The following is a 24,108-nucleotide window of genomic DNA, read 5'->3' as shown; positions in this document are numbered from 1 at the left end:
TTGTTTGTTGTGTGGGGATTATTGTTTGTTTATTAATTGTGTTAAAAATTCAATAGAAATTTCAGAGAAGTCTTTAAAAACAAAATCTGCTTCACCTAAAACATCTTGTTCTCCTATTCCTATTGAAATCATATCAGCCTTGTTAGCTGCTTGTACTCCTGCTATAGAATCTTCAAAAACAACACACTGGTTCGGTGCTATATGTAATTCTTTTGCAGCTATTAAAAATACTTCAGGATCTGGCTTCGCTTTTGAAACATTTGTTCCATCTACAATAGCATCAAACGACTCATATAAAGCTACTTTCTTTAATATCTTTCTAGCGTTTTTACTTGCTGATCCTAAAGCTATTGGTTGTTGTTTGTTTTTTAAAAATGTAAGTACTTTTGGGACATCTACTAAAATTTCATCTTCTTTCATCGTTTCAATGTGCGATAAGTAATCTGAATTTTTCTTATCCATTAAATTTTGAAACTCTAGTTCAGAAATCGAAATTCCGCCCCAGTCTAATATTTTTTCTAAAGATTGTACTCTGCTAACTCCTTTAAGTTGTTCGTTTTGATGTTCGGTAAAATCAATTCCTAAATCGTTAGCTAATTTTTTCCATGCTAAAAAATGGTACTTCGCAGTGTCTACAATAACACCATCTAAATCAAATATGAATCCTCTTTTATTCATTCTCTACTTCGTATGTGATTGCTTTTCTATTTGTGATTAAAAAGTTAGATACTCCAGCTAATACAAGACAAACTCCAGCTACAGTCATTGCATTAATAGCTTCTTTTCCTAATAAGTTTGAAATAAATACAACACCTCCCAAGGCAGCAACTATTTGAGGAATTACAATGAACATATTGAAAATTCCCATGATAACTCCCATCTTTTTGGGATCTACTGAACTAGACAGCATTGCGTAAGGCATCGATAAAATACTTCCCCAAGCAAATCCAATTAATGTAAATGATAAGTACAAGTATTCTTCTGAAGGAATGTATTTCATCATTAAAAAACCTATTCCACCTAATATTAAAGAAGTCATATGAACATACTTTCTATTAATACGCCTTTTAGAGGTATATACTACAAGTAAAAGTGCAAAAAACATTGAAGATAATCCATAAGTTCCCATATAAGAACCTACAGCATTAGATGCCTTTTGGAATTTAGTATTTGCTAAGTCATATGCTTCTTTTTGTTGTGCATCAGACATATTATATTCTGATTCGACGGGAGCAGGTGAATTAAATACATGTTCTGTTAAAGCTGGATTTGCCATACTCCACATGGTAAAAAAGGCAAACCAACTAAAAAACTGTATAACTCCTAGCCTTTTCATTGTTAAAGGCATACTTCCAATGTTGTTCAGTATATCTGGGATAAACTGATTTTTTTTAGCTTTCTCTCGCTCAAATTCTTCCATATCTTCCGGGGGATATTCTGAAGTGGTAAAAACTGTATATAAAATACTAACTAAAAAAACGAATGCTCCAGTAGCAAAAGCAACTTTCACAGACATAGGAACTACTCCTTGAGCTGCAGAATCACTAACTCCAAGAGCAGAAACAAAACTTGGTAAATTACTAGCCACCCAGGTTCCAATACCAATAATTAATGTTTGAACAACAAAACCATAAGATCTTTGGGATTCCGGTAGTTTATCAGCCACCAACGCTCTAAATGGTTCCATAGAAATGTTAATAGAAGCATCTAAAATCCATAGAAAACCAGCAGCTACCCATAGTGCAGGTGAATGTGGTACGAAGAATAATGCAATAGAGCTTAAAACAGCTCCAATTAAAAAATACGGTCTTCTTCTTCCCCATCTCGGACTCCAAGTTCTATCGCTTAAATAACCTATTATGGGCTGTACAATTAATCCTGTTAAAGGTGCAGCAATCCACAATAAGGGTATGTCATCTTTGGCAGCTCCTAAGGTTTGAAAAATTCTAGACATAAATCCACCTTGTAAGGCGAATCCAAATTGTATTCCTAAAAATCCGAAACTCATGTTCCAAATTTCTAAGAAACTTAATTTACGCTTGTTCATATCGTATATATTAGTTGATAGTACGATAAGCGCTAAGACTTATCTTTATTGTGCAGAAAAAGATTATTGATAAGTCTTTATGGTTTCAAATATATATAAAAATTCTTTACGTTGTGTATAATTTCTACTACAACGATTTACTAGACTCTCTTATTTTAATGTTACTAGAGATTACTTTTGTTTGTGGAGCTCTTTGATTTTCAGCGTTTTCTATTTGGTCAATTAACAATTCTGCAGCCTGCTCTCCCATTGTTAAACCATGTTGAACTACTGTTGTAATTGAAGGTGACGAATACTCTGAAATTAAACCATCAGTAAAACCAATTATAGAAACATCATCTGGAATTTTCTTGCCTTTTTCTTTCGCTATTCTAATAGCAATAGCTGCATATATTTCATTTACAGCAAAAATTGCATCTATATCTTGATTGAAAAGCACTTTGATTTGTGTATAAATGTCTTGCTCTTCATCAACATTAATTACTAAGCTCTTATCTACTTTAATTCCAGCTTCTTTTAATGCTCGCTCATATCCTTGATATCTATCTAAACCAACAGTTACGTGCTCAGGTGTAGTAATTATACCTATTTTTTTGCATTGCGTATTCAGCAAATGTTTTGTAGCCTTATACCCTGCTCCAATATCATCTACAATAACTTTATCACATCGTATTGATTCGTGTACCCTATCAAACAGTACAAGCGGAACTTCATTACTAATTAATTGATAAAAATGACTCAGCTCTTTATTTCTTAGTGTTTCCGTGGCTATAGAAACTATAAGACCGTCTACACTCCCATTTGTTAGTACATTGATAGTTTCAATTTCTTTTTGTTGGTCTTCGTTAGAGAAACATACCATAATGTTGTAGCCTCTTTCATTTGCTACTTTTTCAACGCCACTAATAACTGTAGAAAAGAAATGATGAACAATTTTTGGAAGAACGATACCAATTACCTTAGTTTTCTGACTTCTTAGTTGTAGCGCTAAATTATTAGGTCTGTAATTATAATAATTTGCATAGGCTTTAATTCGTTCTTTAGTTTCATGACTTATCTCATGACTATCTCTTAATGCTTTTGATACTGTAGATGTAGATACTCCCAGTTCTTTTGCTATTATTTTTATGGTAATTTTTGGTTTCATAAATAAATTAAAAAGAGGTTGATTTACTTGGAAAAATAGCAATTATCACTATCTTAAAATTCTTAAGGATTTTATACAGAAAAAACAAAAACACTATAGATATTTTAAGAATATCTTTTTTGATTGATTTAACTTTAATTTTCTCCTTAGTATTTTACAAAACTCATAAAAAATTTAGATAATATTATTAATACGTTAAGTTAAAGTTAAAAAGTTATCAACACGAAATCGTTTTCGTAGCGTTTTCAAAGGTTATAGCTTCATTTTAATGGCTATATTCACATCGCAGAACAAAGGTTATTGATATAACAAACAATTCAAATTTCACTTATTTATTTAAGAATTTACACATGAATAAAACTAATCATTTACTCAGTTTAACACTGTTCTTTTTATGTTTGTTTGGCTATGCACAACAAACTATAAAAGGAAAGGTTACTGAGAAGTCTACTGGAGAACCTTTACCTGGTGTTTCTATCATCATTAAAGGTCAAGTAAAAGGTACAGAAACTAATTTCGATGGAATTTATGAAATCAAAGATGTAAAGTCTACTGATGTTCTTGTATTTTCTTTTATCGGATTAAAAACTAAAGAAGTTACTGTAGGAAATGCTACTACTATCAATGTAGAATTAGAAGATTCAGCACAAGTTTTAGATGAAGTTATCGTTGTAGGTTATGGTACTACTACTGTAAAAGACGCTACTGGATCTGTAGAAGCAATTACTGAAAAAGAATTTACAAAAGGAAACATTGTTACTCCTGAAAATCTATTAAGTGGTCGTGTTTCTGGGGTTGAAATTAGAACGAGTGGTGCACCTGGATCTGGTTCTCAAATTACCATTCGTGGAGGATCTTCTATTAGTGCCTCTAACAGCCCGTTAATTGTAATTGATGGTTTACCTATTGAAGAAAACAGTGTTGCTGGTTCTAGAGGGGTACTTGCTAATATTAACCCAAATGATATTGAGTCTTTCTCTGTATTAAAAGATGCTTCTGCTACTGCTATTTATGGTTCACGAGCTTCAAACGGGGTTATTATTATTACTACTAAAAAAGGTAAATCAGATTACACTTTAGATGTAGATTATCAATATACATTTGGAGAAGTTTTAGATAGAGTGAATGTTTTCTCTGCGGATGCTTTTAGAAGCATTATTCAACAAGAGCGACCAGCAGATGTTGGTTTACTTGGTAATGCAAATACTAATTGGCAAGATGAAATTTTTAGAACTACTGGTTCTTCTTTAATTAATGCTACAGTAAAAGGAGGAATTCTTGGTTTTATCCCAACTCGATTATCTGTAGGATTTACAAGTCAAGAAGGTTCTTTATTAACTTCTCAATTTGATAGAAAGAACGTTTCGTTATCTATGAATCCATCTTTCTTTAACGACCATTTAAAGATAAACTTAAACTATAATAGAAACTTTGAGGATAGCAGATTTGCTGACTCTGGACAAATTGGAGCAGCATTACGTTTCGATCCTACGCAACCTGTAAGAGATTCTAGTTCTCCATTTGGTGGTTTTTATGAGCACAGAAATGGAACAGAATTATTAAACACTACAAAAAATCCAGTTGCAGCTTTATTATTAGCAAATAGTCGAGGTAAAGTATTTAGACATTTCGGAAATTTAAATTTTGATTATAAATTTCATTTCTTACCTGAATTAAGAGCTGTATTAAATCTTGGTTTTGATAAAGCCGAAGGAGAAAATAGTTTCATAAGTAGGTTTAATTATGGTAGAGCAGCAGACCAAGGCTTATTATTTAGAGGAGTAAATTCTAATGGATACTCTGAAAAAAGTAACCGTTTATTAGACGGGTATTTGAATTACAAAAAAGTTTTTGATAAAGTTACTTTAGATGCAACTGCAGGATATTCTTATCAAAAATTTGAAGAATTTGGAGGAAGCTCTGGAAATGTTTTAGATCCAGATTCATTTGTTGATACATATGTAGCAACTGATGTTGTAAATATTGGTTTTTTTGGAAGATTAAATGTTGATTTCTTAAACAAATACTTATTAACCTTAAACTACAGAAGAGACGGAACTTCACGTTTTAATCCAGAAAATCGTTGGGGTGATTTTGGAGGAGCAGCTTTTGCTTGGAAAATTAGCAATGAAGACTTCCTAGCAAATTCTAATGTTATTTCTGATTTAAAATTAAGAGTTAGTTATGGTTTAACTGGTCAACAAAACTTAGATAATATTCCAGGTGCCAATGATATATATTTAAGAAGATATCGTTTTGGAAATCAAAATTCACTTTTCCAATTTGCAAATAATCCAATTAGAGCGATTATTCCTTTAGAAGTTAACCCTGATTTAAAGTGGGAAGAAACTACAACGTTAGAATTAGGTTTAGACTATGGATTATTTAACAATAAGTTTCAAGGATCTATCAACTGGTTCAATAAAAAATCTAATGATTTATTATTTGAAGCTGGTGTCTCTGACGGAGTTAATTTTTCAAACGTAATTTTACAAAACATTGGAGAGTTAGAAATTAATGGTATTGAATTCTCATTGAACGGAGATATTTTGAAAACTGAAGATATAAACTGGAACTTTAACTTTAACGCAACTTATTTAGATAGAGAAATAACAAGCTTAGCTAATGGTCAAGACATTAGAACTGGAGGAACTGCTGGTGGTACAGGTAACACAATTCAATTATTGAGAGAAGGATTTGCACCTTATTCTTTTAATGTTTTCAAGCAATTATACGATAGTGCAGGAAATCCTATCGAAGGTGCGTATGCAGATTTAAATGATGATGGTGTTATTAATGACGATGATCGTTATTTAAAAGAAGATCCAGGAGCTGATGTAAGTCTTGGGTTTCAATCTAACTTCAATTATAAAAACTTTGATTTATCATTTAACTTGAGAGCTAACATAGGAAACTATGTTTACAACAATGTAAACTCTGCCAGAGCTCAATATGCATTTTTACAAGATAATGAGGTTTTAGGAAATATTCCTACATCTGTTCTAAATACAAACTTCATTAACACTTCAGATGTAATAAACTCTGATATTTACTTAGAAAATGCATCTTTCTTAAGAATGGATAACATTACCTTAGGATATACATTTGATAGACCAATCAAGAAATTCAACAAGAATTCTGTAAGAATTTGGGCTGGTGTACAAAATGTATTTGTGATTACAAATTATAGTGGTTTAGATCCTGAAGTTTTTGGCGGAATAGATAATACTATCTATCCAAGATCTAGAAACTTCATGGTAGGTGCTAATGTTAAATTTTAATTTACAAGAAAATGAAAACATATTATAACAAAATTTTTACGGTAGTAATTACCTTTATAGGATTAACATTTATTTCTTCTTGTACTGACGATTTAAATATTACTCCTGAAGATGATCAAACAATTCTTAGTGAAGAATTATTTGAAGATGAAAACGCTTATAAAGAAGTTTTAGCGGGTGTTTATGCAAACTTATCACTAACTGGTGTTGATGGTGCTGGTAGTTCTAATATTCAAGGGTTAGATGCTGGTACTAGTCAATATGGACGTACTTTAGTGTATCTTCAAACCTTATCAGCAGACCAAATGATTTGGTCGTACGAAAACGATCCAGGAGTTAGAGAAATTCAACGAAATATATGGACTTCAGGAAATCCATTATTCTATGGTATGTTCGGTAGAGCAAGTGCATCAGTTGCATTTGCTAATGATTTCCTTAGAGAAACTACCGATGAAAAATTAGATGCGCGTGATGTTTCGGCTGCTGTTAGAGCTGATATTGTTACTTACAGAGCGGAAGCAAGATTATTAAGAGCCTTAGCTTACTATCATTTAATGGACTTATTCGGAAAAGCTGGTTTTGTCACAGAAAATGACCCAGTAGTAACTAACTTTTATTCTCCTGAGGCTAATAGAGCTCAATTATTCGAATTTATAGAAACAGAATTAAAGGCTATTGAAGGGGATTTGATGGATCCTATGACTAACGAATATGGTAGAGCTGATAAAGGTGTTGCTTGGATGATTCTAGCTAAATTATACTTAAATGCTGAAGTGTATTTAGGTACAGATAGATATTCTGACTGTATTAATTATTGTAATAAAATTATTGGTGGAGGATATTCATTGGCTCCTAACTACTTAGATTTATTTAAGGCTGATAACAATGTTAGCACTGCTACTAATGAAATCATTTTTCCTTTAATATCAGATGGATTAACCACGCAAAACTATGGTCCTACTACTGTTATGATTAACGGTGCAGTTGGTAGTATAGAAAAGAACGGAGTTTCTTTAGGTGTTGGTGAAGGTGGATGGGGAGGTGCCCTTAGAGTAAGAAAGCAATTTGCTGATTTATTTACAGGTGGTGCATTCTTAACTGATACCAGAAACACATTAATCACTCAAGATAGAAGCGATATTATCACTGATATTTCTGATAGAGATGAAGGATATATCATCGCAAAATATTCTAACGTTGGTTCTACAGGAACTCCAGGAGTTGATCAAACTTTTGTTGATACAGATTTTCCTTTATTCAGACTAGCAGATGTATATTTAATGTATGCTGAAGCTGTAGTAAGAGGAGGAACTGGTGGTACTATTGGTCAGGCTGTTACCTATGTTAACATGTTAAGAACAAGAGCTAACAATCCACAAGCTATTACAGTTACAGACCTAACTGAAGATTTTATCTTAGATGAAAGAGCTAGAGAATTACACTGGGAAGCACATAGAAGACAAGATTTAATTCGTTTTAACAAGTTTACTGGTGGAAATTACAATTGGGCTTGGAAAGGAAATGCAAGCAACGGAATTGCGATTCCTGCACATTTTAACGTGTATCCAATCCCATCGAATAGTTTAGCAACGAATCCTAATTTAACACCTAACCCTGGGTATTAATCATAAAGAATTAAAATGAAAAATATATTTAAATTAACATATATCACATTACTTACTTTATTAGTAGGTATTGTAGGATGTGATGATACTAGCGATACTTTTACTGTTTCTGACACTCCTACTGCTCCTGTATTACAAGGATTAAGCATCACAGATATTGAACTTGATCCAGTTAATAAAGCCACTCCTGCCCTAACATTAAGTTGGCAAAGTGCAGATTACGGTCAGCAAGCATCTGTAGTTTACAGTATTGAGTTTGCTAATGATGAAAACTTTACAAACCCTGTTGTTGCTTCTTCTGTTACTGGAGAAAATGCTGTTACTTTTTCTATGGCTGAATTAAATTCAGCAGCTGGTAATGCAGGATTAAATCCATTTGAATGGTCAACTTTATACGCAAGAGTTACATCTTCTTTAGGAACACAAAATGGAATTCCTGCAACTTCTAATACTATTAATATGAGTGTTTATCCATATTTTAATTATGTATTTGATGATTATTATTTAGTTGGAGACGGTACTTCTCCTGGATGGGATAACAACAACAATAATCCAGCTTTGTTTAGAGATGCAAACGACGAAAATTTATTTAGATATACTGGATATTTCAGTAATGGAATGTTTAAAGTTTTAGAAACAAAAGGATTATGGCAACCACAATGGGGAACTAACGATGGTTCAACTATTGAAGTAAACCCAGGTGGAGGAACTGACCCTGAGAGATTTCCAACCGCTGGAGATACCAATATTACTCCTGGTTTCTATACGTTTACTATTAATTTTGCTACAAAAAAATATTCTTTTGAGCCATATGACGCATCAACAGCAACAAATTTTACAACTGTATCAGTTCAAGGATCTTCTTTAGATGCTGCTACTTCATTGTCAGCATTAACTTTTGACGGACATATTTGGTATGCAAGTGCTGTGCGTTTAAAGCCTGGAGATCTACAATTTGCTACCAACACTGGAGCTCTTTGGGGAAGTGATACTTCTTTCTCTGGTGTAGCTACTAATGGAGGAGCTAGTATTCCTGTAATTGTGGAAGATGATTATGATATCTGGTTTAATGATTTAACTGGACAGTATATTCTTATTCCATTAAATCTATAACTTAAATCAAAGGAAGATGAAAAAAATTATAAATAAAATAGGTTTAGCACTAATTGCTACCGTTTTCTTATTGGTTTCTTGTGAAACTGAAGAAAGTTTAAATTTAACACAATCTGATCCAGCCTTTGAGTTGGAAATGCCTGGAATTTCAAGTGTATTTTTAAATTATTCTTTACCTGATAACCCAGCATTTACTATTACTTGGAAAGATGAAGTAACTGGAAGTACGTCTTACGAGATTGAAATGGCTACTGATGATGCGTTTACAACTCCGTTAAGTTTAGGAACTTCAACAGAAAAATCATTTTCAATGAGCGTTACTGAATTTAATAATGCCATTAACCAAGCAGGTATTACTAACTTTTCGGATGTTCCAGTATTTTTAAGAGTAAAAGCTGGTGAAAATGTTACTAATCAAGTTTTATTATTAGTTACAACGTATCCTGTAAACCCTGCAACTGTTGAGAGTGGTTTAGCAGATGGTGACTCATTTACTTTGACTTTAGATCAAAATGATGAAAATGCACTTTCAATTGTAATAAACGATCCAATATTAGATTCTAATTTAGGCGTAACTGTTGAATATTATCTTGAAGCCGATACTGCATCAGGTACTTTTGACAACCCAGTTGAAGTTGCAACAGCTACTAATAGCAATTCTATTAATGTAACACATGCTAAATTAAATTCTGTTGCACAAGGTTTAGGAATTGCTCCTGATACTACTGGTGATATTCAGTTACGTTTACGTTCAGTTATCACTAATTCTACAAATGATACTTTAGAAAGAATTGGTGAGCCAATGACAGTATCAGTAACTACTTACTTAACTGTTTTAGATTTATCTACAACTTGGGGTATAGTTGGTTCTGCTGCAAATAACTGGGGAGCAACTCCTGATTTACCATTCTTTAAAACAGATGTTGATGGTGTATTAGCTGCTTATGTTACGTTAATTGATGGTGAAATTAAATTTAGAGAAAATAACGATTGGGCAAATAATTTCGGTGATAATGGCGCTGACGGAACCATAGAAGCTGGTGGTGACAATATTACTGTAACAGCGGGTTCTTATAAAATAACATTAAACTTTAATGATAATACGTATACCATTGAAGCTTTCTCTTTAGGAATTGTAGGTTCTGCTTATAACAACTGGGGAGCAACTCCTGATTTTATGTTAGAGTATGATCAGTATTCTGATGTGTTTAGAGGAATCGTAACACTTCTAGATGGTGAAATGAAGTTTAGAATGAATAACGATTGGGCTGTAAATTATGGTGATACAGGTGCAGACGGATCTATAGAAGTTAATGGCGATAATATTTCAGTAAATGCTGGTATTTATATTGTTACTGTTAATTTAAATGACAACAGCTATTCTTTAGAGCAAATTGAAAATGTATGGGGGCTTGTTGGTTCTGCATATAACAACTGGGGAGCAACTCCTGATGCACAATTTACTAGAGATTGGTCTCGTCCTTTTGATGATGTTTGGATTTTAAGAGATGTTGCTTTAGTTGATGGTGAATATAAGTTTAGATCAAATAATGATTGGACTTTAAACTATGGTGATACCGGAGGAGATGGTATATTAGAAATAAATGGAGATAATTTAACTGCCACTGCGGGAACTTATACAATTACTTTAGATTTTTCTGACGCTGCAAATCCAACATATACCGTACAACCATAAAATAGTATAATATATATGTAATAAAACTATCCATTTACTAAAATACTAGTGATGGGTAGTTTTGTTTTTTAATTAAAATCGAAAATGAAAAAATTCTTTCTATTCTTAACATTTTTAAGCAATCTGACTCTTTTTGCTCAGCAACAAAATGTTACATTTTCAGTAAATCCTAGTACTTTTAATGAAGATGAAGAAATTACAGTTACCGTTTCAAATGTTAATCCGGCCGCTTGGGGTGTAACAGACATTTACCTTTGGGCTTGGTCTTTTGATACTAATGATGCGAATATTATGGATTCTCCTACCAATGGAAGCTGGACAAATTCAAATGAAGCTCAAAAATTAACTAATAACGGAGATGGAACCTATTCTTTTACCTTCACTCCTACCACTTTTTATAATAGAACAGGAATTGGTAGAATAGGAATGTTAGTTAAGGCTAAAGACGGAACAGGTGATAAAAAATCACAAGATCAATTATTTGAAGTTGGGAAATTTCAATTAAATCTTACTTCTCCATCATCAAATGTTACCATCATAAATTCTGGAGATAATGTTTCCATTACAGCTACTGCTACTCTAGCTGCTGACTTTAATTTAAAAGCGAATACTACTTCTATAAATACTCAAAATGGAATTACAAGTTATTCCTTTAATACCAATGTAACAGAAAATACCATCTTCGAGTTAGAAGCAACAGATGGTTCTGAAATACAAACAGAAACTTTTGAAATTGTAGTTAGACCGACAGTTGTTGAAGAAGCCTTACCAAACGGATTATTAGACGGATTAAATTTAAATGATGCTGATCCTACCAAAGCTACTTTAGTGTTTTACGCGCCTGGTAAAGAGTTTGTTCATGTAATTGGTGATTTTAACGATTGGAAACTAGACAACAACTATCTAATGAAAAAGGATAGTTCAAAAGATCGCTTTTGGATTGAATTATCGGGTTTAACAGCGCAAACAGATCATATGTATCAATATTTTATAGAAGCTGATTTGAAAGTTGCTGATCCATATTCAACAATTGTACTTACAGAAAGTAATGATCAATATATTGATGCTATTACGTACCCTAATTTACCAGCATATCCAACAGGAAAAACCAATCATGCGGTTACTTTATTAAGAACAGGTGATGCTCCTTTTTCTTGGGAAATTACAAACTTTAATAAACCTGCAAAAACTGATTTAGTAATCTATGAATTACTAATTAGAGATTTTGATGCTTTGCATAGTTTTGATGCTGTTAAAGCTAGATTAGATTACTTACAAGAATTAGGTGTAAATGCTATCGAGTTTATGCCTGTTAGTGAATTTGATGGAAATGAATCTTGGGGTTATAACCCTTCTTTCCATATGGCATTAGATAAATATTACGGAACTAAAACTGCATTTAAACAGTTAATTGACGAGTGTCATAAAAGAGGAATTGCGGTTATTCTTGATGTTGTTTATAACCACGCTACGGGACAAAATCCATACTATCGAATGTGGAATACAGACAACGGGAATTATGGCGGGCAAGCATCTGTCGATAGTCCATTTTTCAATGAAACAGCAAAACACTCTTATAGTGTGTTTAACGACTTTAATCATAGTCAACAAGCTACCAAAGATTATGTAAAAAGAACTACTCAATACTGGATTGAAGAATACAAAATTGATGGATTTCGTTGGGATTTAACCAAAGGATTTACACAAAATTGTACTGCTTCTGATGAAGGTTGTACAAATACTATTCAAGCAGATAGAGTGGCTGTGTTAAAAGAATATGCTGATTACCAATGGGAAGTTGATCCAGATTTTTATGTAATTTTTGAGCATTTAGGAACGAATCAAGAAGAAACAGAATGGGTGAATTATAGATTAGGAGAAGGTAAAGGAATTATGATGTGGAGTAATTTAAATCCTAATTATAGTGAGACTTCAATGGGCTATCATGATAGTAATAAATCTAATTTCTCTTGGATCTCTTATAAAAATAGAGGGTGGACTACCCCTGCTAACATTTCATACATGGAAAGTCATGATGAGGAAAGAACCATGTATAGAAATTTAAATTTTGGTAATTCAAATGCTTCTTACGACACACAAGACTTAGCAACTGCTTTAGAAAGACAAAAAGGTTCCGGAGCTTTTTATTTCACCGTTCCAGGACCAAAAATGATTTGGCAGTTTGGAGAACTAGGCTATGAAGTAAGTATCGATTTTAATGGAAGAACAGGAAATAAACCAATTCGCTGGGAATATGTTAATGATTCTGATAGAAAGGCATTATATGACACTTGGGCTAAAATAATAGCGCTAAAAAAGCAGGAAGATATTTTTAGAACTTCTAATTTTACATTGGATGTTGCTGCTTCAACAGGTATTAAAAAAATTCATTTAACAAATGATAATGCTACAGACGATCTTCAATACATTACTATAATAGGTAATTTCGGTATAACTGAACAAGCTGCTATTCCTGGATTTCAACAAACAGGAACTTGGTACGATTTATTAAACGATGCTAATACAATTACTGTTACGAATGTGAATCAAAGTGTTTTATTACAGCCAGGTGAGTTTAAAATATACGGAAGTTCGGCAGTAACACTTTCAAATGAAGATATTATTTTAAACAATACTGATATTAGCTTCTACCCTAACCCTAGTAATGGTTTTATAAGAATAAATAAGACTGTTGAAGATGTGAAAATATTTGATATTACAGGAAAGAAAGTATTAGACTATAAAGGTAGGTTTGATGAAAACCACACTTTTAAAACTCAATCTCTTATACAAGGGTTGTACATAGTAAGAGGTAAAACAGAAAATAATTTGTTTTCTTTTAAATTGCTAGTAAGATAAATTTCATTAAACTTTAAAAGGCTCTTTTTAATAAAAGAGCCTTTTTTTTGAATTAAAAGTCAATAAATATATTGTTATATATAAAATCTTATCTAAAGTTAAAGTTTTATTAAAAAATATTTTTTTAATAAACTTAAAATATTACATTCGTAACGTTTTATTAAAATCTATAGATTATTAATAGCAATCCCTTACTTACCTATACAAATAATCATTTTTTTTAATTATTATGTAACATTTTAATTGATTTATCAATAATAATAACTAAAAATGAATAACTTAAAAACCCTAGCAATTACAGCTGCTATCTCCCTTTTATTTGCAAGCTGTGAAAAAAACGAATCTACTAACTTAACAGACGATTCTGCAGCAAAAATTTCTTTATCAGGTGTACAAACGCATGAAGATTGTGGCTTTATAGACAACAACTGGCCATCAAGTGCAGTATTAAGTACTACAAACATTGTTAACTCTTCTGAGACTAACTTTATCTTTGGTCAAAATGCAGATATTGCAAGTTTATTCCAAATCAACACAGTTCCATTAGGATTTGCTATTGGTAGCGGTACTTTCAATGCGATTTCTTATGGCGCTGGATATATAATTTTTGGTGAAACTTTATATAACTACGCTTTAAACAATGGTGGAAGAATTGCTGTAGCTTATGTTCAAGCACACGAAGTAGCACATCAAATTCAATTTAGAAATGGAATTCCTTCTAGAAATGAAAATACAGCAAGAGCAGGAGAATTAGAAGCTGATGCTTTTGGAGGATTCTACATAGGTCATGCAAATGGTTACGCTGCTGATTGGACTGCTGCTTCAAATGCTTATAATTTTGCTGCTGGATTGGGTGATAATAATGTTAACAGTCCGAATCACCACGGAACAGCAGCACAACGTCGCTCTGCTTTCCGTTTAGGATGGTTATTAAGAAATAATCAATATCCTGGAGCAAGGAGTTTTGACAGCGCTTTCTTTAGATATTACGATCAATATGTATTAGCTGGAGCTTTACGTGGAGAATTCATCAGACCTGAAGGAATTAGCCAAGAAACTCATGAATACATCATGTCTAAGATGGAAGAATTACATAAAATTAGTACTGGAGAAATTTCTGAAGAAGAATTTGTAAACTTACAGTAACAACTTTTCTATCCCTAAATTAAATTACTAAAACAAATGTTTAACAACGGATAGATTAATTAAAATGTTAACACAAAAAAAAAGGAGTAATAGTTTATATTACTCCTTTCTTTATACATATTTATAAAACTTTATAAATTAAAAGTCTTGAAATATTGCATGCATCATACGTTTTTTATCATTGATGCTCTCTTCCAATGAAATCATAGTTTCAGTTCTACTTACTCCATGAATTTCATCAATCTTGTAAATAACCTCTTTTGCATCATTCGTGTCTTTTGCACGAACTTTACAGAAGATATTATACTTTCCAGCCGTTACATACGCAACCGTAACGTTAGGAATAAGACGTAAATTATCAATCACATGCTGAGTCATTGAAGTCTTTTCTAAAAAGACACCAACGTGTGCAATAAAAGAATACCCCATTTTTTCGTAATCTAACGTTAAGGTAGATCCTTGAATAATTCCTTCATCTTCCATCTTTTTAACACGTACGTGAATTGTACCTGCAGACACTAATAGTTTTTTAGCGATATCTGTAAATGGAGTTCGAGCATTTTCAATTAGGATATCTAAAATTTGATGATCGATTTCATCTAATACAAATTTCTTCATTTTTAAATTTTATTCATAGTATTCGGCAAAAATATGAATTATTTTTAACAAACAACAATTGTGAATGGTATAAAATTTAATATTTAATAAAAAATTAATGTTCGAAAACGATTTCGTGATGAGCATAATACAATTTTAAGTCACCCTCCTTTTCCTTTTTTAATCTAGAAGTAAGTATGTTATCATTAATTTCATCTACATATAAAAAGCCTACATCTTCTTTATTAGGATAACGGTGAATAACATCTAAAAAAGACTTTACATTATTAGGAATATCAAAATAGGGTTTATAGGTACTAAAATCGTTATTTATTGCGATATGAAATATACCTTGTAGTAAAGCGAAGAAATTAAATTTTCTTGTTTCTTCCCTATTATAATCATTTGGAAAATGTCCAGCTTCAATCAAAATAGTATTGTGTCCTAACTTTTGGAAATTATCTCCAGTAGCAGTTGGATAAAACTCGTCTGTATATCTTCCTATATAATTTGGAATTAGTTGTTGTAACAAATGATTCATTGCTACGATAACATTCATGGTCTCTATTCTACCCTTAGTTATTTTGCGAGTTTCCTCTTCTGAAGGAGCTAAAAAAGAAATAGTAGCAGGATTTTTTGTTCCTTCTACACCAAAAATGGTACGTTGGTCATGTAAATTGAAACAAAAATGTGGATTGAAATTATCCAATACTGATCGTAAAATTTTGCTCTCACATGCTTTTTGATCAACAGCATCTCTATTTAAATCAATATTCTTTGAATTTACTCTCGTGTATGCTAAAGCCCCATCTGGATTTAGCATAGGAATTATTTCGATGGTACAACTCTCAACTATAGATTGAATAATTTCATGGTTATAATAGCTTTCGAAAAAGTTTAAGAAATCAAAAACGGCTTTGGTTCCTGTACTTTCATTACCATGCATTTGAGTCCATATTAAAACTCTTTTGGGTCCATTTCCGAGTTTTAAGCTGTAAATATCTCTACCTTCTTCAGACTGTCCAAGTAATTCCTTAGAAATTGATTTATGTAGTTTTTCAAACAAAGGAAGAATATCCTTTAGAGTAACCCATTTTCCAAAAAGATGATTCTCCTTGCATGTTGAATAGGAATCCTCTAAAAATTGTACATCAATTAAATTCATTGTTTTATTTGATTGTAAATTTTAATATGAAAACCATTCTTTTACTAACCTTTTTTCTATCGATTCTACCGACTTATGAACATAATCGTTTTTAACAGAATCATATTCATAATCTGTAGCCCATTCTTCTATGTTTTGATGCAATTCTCTTAAAGCATCACAAATAAAATCAAGCTCTTGATTAGTGATAGTTGGATGAATAGATAAACGAACCCATCCTGGTTTTTCAATATTACAACCTTCCAAAATTCTGCTTTCAATCGATTTTGAAGTTTCTCTATCTACATTCAATAAGAAATGTCCGTAAGTACCAGCACAAGAACATCCTCCTCTAGTTTGAATACCAAAACGGTCATTCAATAATTTTACTACTAGATTAAAATGATACTTTTCAAAATAAAAAGAGAAAATACTTAATCGATCTCTGTGATTTGGAGCTAAAATATGAACACCATTTAAAGAATCTAAGCATTCAAACATTACTTCATTAATCTCATCTTCTCGATCTTTCATGCTTTTAGTTCCCATTTGATCTTTTAATTGCATTGACAATGCTATACGAATGGTTTGAAGAAAAGCAGGTGTTCCTCCATCTTCTCTGGTTTCAACATCATCAATATAATCATGTTCTCCCCAAGGATTGGTATATGTTACAGTTCCCCCACCTGGGTTATCCGGAATCATATTTTTATACAATTTTTTATTGAAAATTAACACTCCAGAGCTACCAGGCCCTCCTAAAAACTTATGTGGAGAAAAGAAAATAGCATCTAAATATTCGTCTTCATTCTCAGGATGCATATCAATATCAACATACGGAGCAGAACAAGCAAAATCAACAAAACATAAACCATTGTACTTATGAATTAATGCTGCAACTTTATGATAATCAGTTTTAATTCCCGTAACATTAGAACCTCCAATAATTGAAGCTATTTTTATAGGTCTGCTTTCGTATTTCTGAATCACTTTTTCAAACATTTCTAAACAAACTAAGCCTTCTTCATTACAAGGAACAACTTCTACATCTGCAATAGTTTCTAACCAAGACGTCTGATTAGAATGATGCTCCATATGACTTACAAAAACAATTGGTTTTTTTTCATCAGGAACATTAGTAAAATCCTTTAAGTTTTCAGAAACTTTCAATCCTAGAATACGCTGAAATTTATTAACTACTCCAGTCATACCAGAACCTTCTGTAATTAATATATCATCTTTTGACGCATTTACATGACGTTTAATAATGTTTCTTGCTTCATGATACGCTAAAGTCATTGCAGCACCAGAAGTAGACGTTTCTGTATGAGTATTGGCCACAAAAGGTCCGAACTCATTCATTAACTTCTCCTCTATTGGTCGGTATAAACGGCCACTTGCAGTCCAATCTGTATAAATCAATTTTTTAACTCCATAAGGGGTCATAAATTCCTGATCAATTCCAATAATATGTTTTCTAAATTGTTGGAAATATTCCTCTAAACTCATGTTTGTAATATTCTAGTTATACGAATTTCTGTAAAATAATTTAATTAGTTATTACCTTGTTTTAAATTTAACAACCCTAGTAAATTTGTATGGTAATAAAAAATCCCGCATGGTTGCGGGACTTCATTTAAATGATTTCTTTAATCTCTTTTATAAAACGTTCTGCTAAATCATCTGCTTTTTGTTGAGATTTAGCTTCTGTATATATTCTAATAATTGGCTCGGTATTCGATTTACGTAAATGAATCCATTCTTCTGCAAAATCTATTTTTACACCATCAATAGTATTCACATCTTCATCTTTATATTTATTAGCCATTGTATGTAGTATGTTATCTACATCTATTTGTGGAGTTAACTCAATTTTGTTTTTACTCATAAAATAGCTAGGATACGAATCTCTCAATTGTTTACAAGAAACTTTTTTCTTTGCTAAGTGAGATAAAAATAAGGCTACTCCTACTAAAGAATCTCTTCCATAATGTGAATCTGGATAAATAATTCCTCCATTACCTTCTCCTCCAATAACCGTATTAGTATCTTTCATCATTTGAACCACGTTCACCTCTCCTACCGCACTGGCTGTATAGTTTCCTCCATGTGCTTCCGTAACATCTCTTAAGGCTCTAGAAGAAGATAAATTTGAAACTGTATTTCCTCCTTTTAGTTCACCTAATACATAATCCGCACAAGCAACCAAGGTATATTCTTCACCAAACATAGAACCATCTTCACAAATCAATGCTAAACGATCCACATCAGGATCTACAACAATACCTAAATCAGCTTTCTTTTTAACAACTAATTCAGAAATATCTGTTAAGTGCTCTTTTAACGGCTCTGGGTTATGCGGGAACTGTCCATTTGGCTCACAATATAATTCATAACACTTCACCCCTAATTCTCTTAATAAAGCCGGAATAGCAATACCTCCTGTAGAGTTTACACCATCAACTACAACTTTAAATTTTGCCTTTTTAATTGCTTTTTTATCAACAAGTTTTAATTTTAAAACTTCTTTGATATGTTTCTTGATGTAATTCTTCTTTTTGGTTACAGTTCCTAAATCATCAACTTCAGCAAAATCAAAGTCATCATTATCTGCTATAGTTAAAATTTGCTCACCATCTTTACCATTTAAAAACTCTCCTTTTTCATTTAACAATTTTAAAGCATTCCATTGCTTTGGATTATGAGAAGCAGTTAATATGATTCCTCCATCAGCCTTTTCCATAGGAACAGCAACTTCAACAGTAGGTGTAGTTGAAAGACCTAAATCAATAACATCAATTCCTAATCCAATTAAAGTATCAGAAACCAAACCACTAATCATTTTACCAGAAATACGAGCATCTCTACCAATAACTATAGTTATTTTTTCTTTTCCTACGTTTTTATTTTTGATAAATGTACCATAGGCAGCAGCAAATTTAACAGTATCAATAGGCGTTAAATTATCTCCAGTATTTCCTCCAATTGTACCTCTAATTCCTGATATAGATTTTATTAATGTCATATTCGTTGTTTGCTTTAGGCAAATATAAAATTTCTACTTCATTTGTACATACAATACTTTAAAAGCTCTTTGGAAAATCGTAATAAATGAAAAAAACTATATTTGTTAAAAAAAATAAATTTTATGGAAAACGAATTACTATCTAATGCTAATAATTGCTCATTTTGTAAAAATTCAATTGACAAAGATGTTGTTTTTTGCCCTGAATGTGGTCATCCTGAAAATGGTACAGACAAACAAAGAGCGCAGTTCTTCGCTAAGCGAGCAATGAAAAAAAATAAAAAGATTGATGATGAAAACAAAATTAGCTCAGCTAGGAATATACTTTTTATATTATCAGGAATAATGGCTGTTTTAGGTTTTATTATTTACTCTAATACGGATAATATAATTGATCTAGCCATAAACTTTTTTGTAGCTTTTATCTATTTAACTTTAGCTTTTTGGTCTGAACAAAAACCTTTTATAGCTTTATTAATTGGGTTGATATTGTATATAACAATTATTATCGTTGGTTTCTTAATAGATCCTCTTTCGATTGTTAAAGGAATTTTGTGGAAGATCGTAATTATATCTCTACTAGCTAAAGGAATGCACTCCGCATTAGAATTAAAGAATAAAGAAAATAATAGATTCTAAATTAAATGAGTTTTTGCATTCGTTGTAACAAAAGTTTTAATACTGAAGTTAATTTTTGTACTAATTGTGGTTCGAAAATTGAGAAAGAAAAAAACAATAATAGAAATATAGTAGATGCAATTTTAGGTTTTTATATTATGATTGTGTGTTATATAGCATTCTCTCATTTTATTTACAAAGCTTACCAAAATAGTTTATTTACTGAAATTCTTTTAGAAGTAATTTTTATAGGTATTATTTTAACTTTTTGCTTTTTTAATCTTAAAGAAATACTACACTTATATAAATTACCATCTATAAAAATTAATTTGTACCTTAAGTATTTATTGATTACTGTTTTTTCATGCTTACTAATATATTTTAGTGTAGGAAAGCTAAATGAGTTAATTTTTCCTGATAAAGATTTAAATATTTTTAGCAGCTACTTGTATCTAGAAAACCCTCTTTTATGGTCTTTGTTTTTTGTTGCAATTCTGCCTCCAATATTTGAAGAGTTAGCCTTTCGTGGATATTTATTTAATTTATTATTAAAGTTAACTTCACCTAAATCAACAATTGTAGCAACAGCTTTTTTATTTGCTTTAATTCATTTCTCTTTCCTATCTATTATATGGATTTTCCCTTTTGGTTTATTTCTTGGGTATTTGAGAAAGAAACATGATACACTATGGATACCAATGCTAGTGCATTTTACACATAACTTTTTGGTTGTAATGTTAGATTTTTACTTTCATAATAAAGAGCTTACTGAATTATTATAAATAATGAATTATTTTAATCTAGTAATGGCATAAAAAAAACCACTACAAATTTGTAGTGGTTTTCTATTTAGTATGGTTTTAGGAATTATTTTCCTTCTTCCATTTTCTTCTTTAATTCAGCTAATCCACCGATATCACCTAAAGTAGTTTTTTCAGTTTCTTGAGCTTTTTTAGCTGCTGCTTTTACATTTCTTTGCTCTTCTTCTCTGAAGATTGAAGTATGAGAAACAACAATTTTACGGTATTCTTTGCTAAATTCAGTTACCATAAATTCTACAGTATCTCCTTTAGCTAATTTAGTACCATCTTCTTTTTCTAAGAAACGGATTGGAGCGAAAGCCTCAATTCCATCTTCAAAAGTAACCGTAGCTCCTTTATCATTCTTAGCAGTAATAGTACCTTCAAATTTAGAACCGATTGCATACTTAGCTTCGTGAGCATCCCAAGGGTTACTTTGAGTTTGCTTGTGACCTAAGTTTAACTTACGGTTTTCAACATCTAATTCTAATACTTGAACAGCTAACTTATCTCCAACAGTAACAAACTCTGATGGGTGCTTAACTTTCTTAGTCCAAGATAAATCAGAGATGTAAACTAATCCATCGATACCTTCTTCTAACTCAACAAATACACCAAAGTTTGTATAGTTACGAACAGTTCCTTCGTGAGTAGAACCTACTGGATACTTGCTAGTAATGTCAGTCCAAGGATCTGGGTGTAATTGCTTCATACCTAAAGACATCTTACGCTCATCTCTATCTAAAGTTAAGATTTGAGCTTCAACTTCGTCACCTACTTGTACGAAATCTTGTGCAGAACGTAAGTGAGTAGACCAAGACATTTCAGATACGTGGATTAATCCTTCAACACCATCTTCTACTTCTACAAATGCACCATAGTCAGCTAATACAACTACTTTACCTTTTACCTTATCTCCAACTTTTAAACCTCCATCTAAAGCTTCCCAAGGATGAGCAGATAATTGCTTTAATCCTAATTGGATTCTAGATTTGTTGTCATCAAAGTCTAAGATTACAACGTTTAATTTTTGATCTAATTCAACAACTTCACTTGGGTGATTAATACGAGACCAAGATAAGTCAGTAATGTGGATTAACCCATCAACACCACCTAAGTCAACAAATACACCATAAGAAGTTACATTTTTAACAACTCCTTCTAATACTTGTCCTTTTTCTAATTGACCAATGATTTCACGTTTTTGATCTTCTAAGTCAGCTTCAATTAATGCTTTATGAGATACTACTACGTTCTTAAATTCGTGGTTGATCTTAACAACTTTGAATTCCATAGTTTTCTCTACATACTGATCGTAATCACGGATAGGCTTAACATCAATTTGAGATCCTGGTAAGAATGCTTCGATTCCGAAAACATCTACAATCATACCACCTCTTGTTCTACACTTAACAAAACCGTTAACGATTTCTCCAGTTTCGTGTGCATTGTTAACTCTATCCCAAGCTTTAATTACACGTGCTTTTTTGTGAGATAATACTAATTGACCAGAAGAATCTTCTCTTTTATCAACTAATACTTCTACTTTATCACCCACTGCTAAGTTAGGGTTGTAACGGAATTCGTTTAAAGAGATAACTCCTTCAGATTTAGAGTTAATATCAATAATCGCATCGCGATCAGTGATACGTACTACTTCACCTTCAATTACATCACGCTCATTAACGAAACCTACAGTTCCTTCTAAAGCCTTTTCAAACTCTTTTAATTTAGACTCATCTACTTCATCGATACCTTCTTCGTATCTGTGCCAATTAAAATTTGCTAAAAATTGTTCTGGGTTTACTGCTTCTGCAGTTTTTTTTGTTTCTTCAGACATGTCTGAGAATAATTTTTGTATCTTTTTGTTAATCAGATTTTTAACGATACTAACTCAAAGAGAAATTAAACTTAATAAATATAATTTTTGCCCTTTTTTAAATCTGTTCTCGTAAAAAGGAGTGCAAATTTACAAAATAATATTTATTTAACCTAAAATCATTTGGTTTATAGTTAATTAAATACAAAATAAAGTGTACTAAATGAAGCTTTTAGAACAAATAGTTAATAAAATAAGCATCTTAAAATAAAAAACATCAATTTAATGAGAATTTAAATTGATGCTTTTGTAGTTACTTTATATGAAATTAGACTTAAAATTTAATCCTCATCATCTTCATACTCATCTTCATCTTCTTGATAATCTGGATCAGCTTTTAATAAAAATTCAAAAACAGTTTTATCATCTAGCTTCATAAAGTCTTTGAACAGTATATCAATAACTTGTTCTCTAGATTTATTTTCCTTTAATAAATCGTAAGCTTTTTTGGGAGCATCTTTTATTACATCTTTAACTAACTCTTCTTTGCAAAATTCTAATATTTCAGATTTAGGCATACCTGCCTCAATCATTGGTTTTACATTTGCCACAACACTAATTGCCGCGCCTTTACAAATATTCTCTTTAGTTAATTCCATCTTGGCTTGAGAGAAAACTTGAAATGAAATAAAAATTTGTGCTAAAATTAAGAGGTTCTTGATTTTCATTTTTAGATTTTTTTTGGTTGATTATAATTAAGTAATTTAAGTTATTAAACTCATATAAACGAGAAATATTTCTTTTGAATAAAAAAAATCAGGAGCACTTATAAATGCTCCTGATTTTTATTTTTAATACTAACGTTGTTTTTACAACAATTGATTATTTTTAGTTGTTACAAGAAACTATAACTCCTGTATCAACCTCACACTCAAAAGTATCAATTACAATTCCTTCAGAATTTTTTACTGTAATTAATGTTTTTCCATCTTTTAGCTCAGTTTCTCCAGATAAATTCGTTTCATCATAACTTTTGGTTCCACAAGTGGTAGTAACAGTACAACCTTTTTTAACATCGTTTGTTGGATTCTCCTCGTTTTGAACTATCTCACTATCTTCACAAGAAAAAAAAGCTGTTACTAATAAAATTAATAGGGATTGTTTAAATGATTTTTTCATTAAAAATTAAAT

The 24,108-nt window shown here is 31.5% G+C and carries 18 protein-coding genes; 8 read left to right on the top strand and 10 right to left on the bottom strand.

The genetic code is table 11. From position 1 onward, the window contains the following. Window positions 1-18: 18 nt before the first annotated feature. From pgmB to EV195_RS07040, 3 genes are all read right to left on the bottom strand, one after another. Window positions 19-678: a beta-phosphoglucomutase gene (gene pgmB, locus EV195_RS07050; protein WP_132794228.1), complete on the bottom strand. Its 660-nt coding sequence runs from the start codon at window positions 676-678 to the stop codon at window positions 19-21. Continuing rightward, window positions 671-2,047, bottom strand: coding sequence for an MFS transporter (locus tag EV195_RS07045; protein WP_132794227.1), 1,377 nt, complete (start codon window positions 2,045-2,047; stop codon window positions 671-673). The genes pgmB and EV195_RS07045 overlap by 8 nt, the downstream gene beginning before the upstream one ends. Window positions 2,048-2,174: 127 nt before the next feature. Continuing rightward, window positions 2,175-3,194, bottom strand: a complete 1,020-nt coding sequence (locus tag EV195_RS07040; RefSeq protein WP_132794226.1) for a LacI family DNA-binding transcriptional regulator — start codon at window positions 3,192-3,194, stop codon at window positions 2,175-2,177. 350 nt (window positions 3,195-3,544) lie between these two features. Here EV195_RS07040 and EV195_RS07035 point away from each other — a divergent pair, with 350 nt between their 5' ends. The 6 genes from EV195_RS07035 (at window position 3,545) to EV195_RS07010 (ending at window position 14,914) form a co-directional block, all read left to right on the top strand. After that, window positions 3,545-6,475 (top strand): SusC/RagA family TonB-linked outer membrane protein, encoded by a 2,931-nt coding sequence (locus tag EV195_RS07035; RefSeq protein WP_132794225.1) that lies wholly within the window; start codon window positions 3,545-3,547, stop codon window positions 6,473-6,475. Window positions 6,476-6,486: 11 nt separating this feature from the next. Beyond that, window positions 6,487-8,100 carry a RagB/SusD family nutrient uptake outer membrane protein gene (locus EV195_RS07030; RefSeq protein WP_132794224.1) on the top strand — a complete coding sequence of 538 codons (1,614 nt, stop codon included), beginning with the start codon at window positions 6,487-6,489 and terminating at the stop codon, window positions 8,098-8,100. Window positions 8,101-8,115: 15 nt separating this feature from the next. Next, entirely contained in the window at window positions 8,116-9,213 is a 1,098-nt protein-coding gene (locus EV195_RS07025; protein ID WP_132794223.1) for a SusE domain-containing protein, read from the top strand. Between the two features lie 16 nt (window positions 9,214-9,229). After that, window positions 9,230-10,909 (top strand): SusE domain-containing protein, encoded by a 1,680-nt coding sequence (locus tag EV195_RS07020; RefSeq protein ID WP_132794222.1) that lies wholly within the window; start codon window positions 9,230-9,232, stop codon window positions 10,907-10,909. An 84-nt stretch (window positions 10,910-10,993) separates the two neighbouring features. Continuing rightward, window positions 10,994-13,768 carry an alpha-amylase family glycosyl hydrolase gene (locus EV195_RS07015; RefSeq protein ID WP_132794221.1) on the top strand — a complete coding sequence of 925 codons (2,775 nt, stop codon included), beginning with the start codon at window positions 10,994-10,996 and terminating at the stop codon, window positions 13,766-13,768. A 270-nt stretch (window positions 13,769-14,038) separates the two neighbouring features. Beyond that, complete coding sequence (locus tag EV195_RS07010) at window positions 14,039-14,914, top strand: neutral zinc metallopeptidase (RefSeq protein WP_132794220.1); 876 nt, start codon at window positions 14,039-14,041, stop codon at window positions 14,912-14,914. Window positions 14,915-15,052: 138 nt separating this feature from the next. Here EV195_RS07010 and EV195_RS07005 read toward each other — a convergent pair whose 3' ends face one another. From EV195_RS07005 to glmM, 4 genes are all read right to left on the bottom strand, one after another. Beyond that, window positions 15,053-15,532: an Lrp/AsnC family transcriptional regulator gene (locus EV195_RS07005; protein WP_132794219.1), complete on the bottom strand. Its 480-nt coding sequence runs from the start codon at window positions 15,530-15,532 to the stop codon at window positions 15,053-15,055. Between the two features lie 94 nt (window positions 15,533-15,626). Next, window positions 15,627-16,676 carry a M14 family zinc carboxypeptidase gene (locus tag EV195_RS07000; RefSeq protein ID WP_132794218.1) on the bottom strand — a complete coding sequence of 350 codons (1,050 nt, stop codon included), beginning with the start codon at window positions 16,674-16,676 and terminating at the stop codon, window positions 15,627-15,629. A 21-nt stretch (window positions 16,677-16,697) separates the two neighbouring features. After that, a complete protein-coding gene (locus EV195_RS06995) occupies window positions 16,698-18,164 on the bottom strand; it encodes an aminotransferase class V-fold PLP-dependent enzyme (RefSeq protein WP_132794217.1) in 1,467 nt (488 codons plus the stop codon). 127 nt (window positions 18,165-18,291) lie between these two features. Then, window positions 18,292-19,680 (bottom strand): phosphoglucosamine mutase, encoded by a 1,389-nt coding sequence (gene glmM / locus EV195_RS06990; protein ID WP_132794216.1) that lies wholly within the window; start codon window positions 19,678-19,680, stop codon window positions 18,292-18,294. Between the two features lie 123 nt (window positions 19,681-19,803). Between glmM and EV195_RS06985 the strand changes: the two genes are divergently transcribed. Next, window positions 19,804-20,319, top strand: a complete 516-nt coding sequence (locus EV195_RS06985) for a zinc ribbon domain-containing protein (RefSeq protein ID WP_132794215.1) — start codon at window positions 19,804-19,806, stop codon at window positions 20,317-20,319. Between the two features lie 5 nt (window positions 20,320-20,324). Next, entirely contained in the window at window positions 20,325-21,080 is a 756-nt protein-coding gene (locus EV195_RS06980) for a CPBP family intramembrane glutamic endopeptidase (protein ID WP_132794214.1), read from the top strand. An 85-nt stretch (window positions 21,081-21,165) separates the two neighbouring features. Here EV195_RS06980 and rpsA read toward each other — a convergent pair whose 3' ends face one another. The 3 genes from rpsA to EV195_RS06965 form a co-directional block, all read right to left on the bottom strand. Next, on the bottom strand, window positions 21,166-22,938 hold the full coding sequence (gene rpsA, locus EV195_RS06975) for a 30S ribosomal protein S1 (RefSeq protein WP_132794213.1): 1,773 nt from the start codon (window positions 22,936-22,938) through the stop codon (window positions 21,166-21,168). A gap of 320 nt (window positions 22,939-23,258) precedes the next feature. Continuing rightward, window positions 23,259-23,645, bottom strand: coding sequence for a hypothetical protein (locus EV195_RS06970; RefSeq protein WP_132794212.1), 387 nt, complete (start codon window positions 23,643-23,645; stop codon window positions 23,259-23,261). Window positions 23,646-23,805: 160 nt separating this feature from the next. Beyond that, window positions 23,806-24,096, bottom strand: a complete 291-nt coding sequence (locus tag EV195_RS06965) for a hypothetical protein (protein WP_132794211.1) — start codon at window positions 24,094-24,096, stop codon at window positions 23,806-23,808. Between the last annotated feature and the right edge of the window lie 12 nt (window positions 24,097-24,108).

Source organism: Tenacibaculum skagerrakense, from assembly GCF_004345825.1.
Lineage (GTDB): Bacteria > Bacteroidota > Bacteroidia > Flavobacteriales > Flavobacteriaceae > Polaribacter > Polaribacter skagerrakensis.
Note: the sequence above shows the minus strand (reverse complement) of the source record. Positions and strands in the feature narration are given on the sequence as shown.

Coding starts and splice junctions, on each gene's coding strand:
- pgmB (WP_132794228.1), bottom strand. CDS start 678: ATGAATAAAAGAGGATTCATATTTGATTTAGATGGTGTTATTGTAGAC.
- EV195_RS07045 (WP_132794227.1), bottom strand. CDS start 2,047: ATGAACAAGCGTAAATTAAGTTTCTTAGAAATTTGGAACATGAGTTTC.
- EV195_RS07040 (WP_132794226.1), bottom strand. CDS start 3,194: ATGAAACCAAAAATTACCATAAAAATAATAGCAAAAGAACTGGGAGTA.
- EV195_RS07035 (WP_132794225.1), top strand. CDS start 3,545: ATGAATAAAACTAATCATTTACTCAGTTTAACACTGTTCTTTTTATGT.
- EV195_RS07030 (WP_132794224.1), top strand. CDS start 6,487: ATGAAAACATATTATAACAAAATTTTTACGGTAGTAATTACCTTTATA.
- EV195_RS07025 (WP_132794223.1), top strand. CDS start 8,116: ATGAAAAATATATTTAAATTAACATATATCACATTACTTACTTTATTA.
- EV195_RS07020 (WP_132794222.1), top strand. CDS start 9,230: ATGAAAAAAATTATAAATAAAATAGGTTTAGCACTAATTGCTACCGTT.
- EV195_RS07015 (WP_132794221.1), top strand. CDS start 10,994: ATGAAAAAATTCTTTCTATTCTTAACATTTTTAAGCAATCTGACTCTT.
- EV195_RS07010 (WP_132794220.1), top strand. CDS start 14,039: ATGAATAACTTAAAAACCCTAGCAATTACAGCTGCTATCTCCCTTTTA.
- EV195_RS07005 (WP_132794219.1), bottom strand. CDS start 15,532: ATGAAGAAATTTGTATTAGATGAAATCGATCATCAAATTTTAGATATC.
- EV195_RS07000 (WP_132794218.1), bottom strand. CDS start 16,676: ATGAATTTAATTGATGTACAATTTTTAGAGGATTCCTATTCAACATGC.
- EV195_RS06995 (WP_132794217.1), bottom strand. CDS start 18,164: ATGAGTTTAGAGGAATATTTCCAACAATTTAGAAAACATATTATTGGA.
- glmM (WP_132794216.1), bottom strand. CDS start 19,680: ATGACATTAATAAAATCTATATCAGGAATTAGAGGTACAATTGGAGGA.
- EV195_RS06985 (WP_132794215.1), top strand. CDS start 19,804: ATGGAAAACGAATTACTATCTAATGCTAATAATTGCTCATTTTGTAAA.
- EV195_RS06980 (WP_132794214.1), top strand. CDS start 20,325: ATGAGTTTTTGCATTCGTTGTAACAAAAGTTTTAATACTGAAGTTAAT.
- rpsA (WP_132794213.1), bottom strand. CDS start 22,938: ATGTCTGAAGAAACAAAAAAAACTGCAGAAGCAGTAAACCCAGAACAA.
- EV195_RS06970 (WP_132794212.1), bottom strand. CDS start 23,645: ATGAAAATCAAGAACCTCTTAATTTTAGCACAAATTTTTATTTCATTT.
- EV195_RS06965 (WP_132794211.1), bottom strand. CDS start 24,096: ATGAAAAAATCATTTAAACAATCCCTATTAATTTTATTAGTAACAGCT.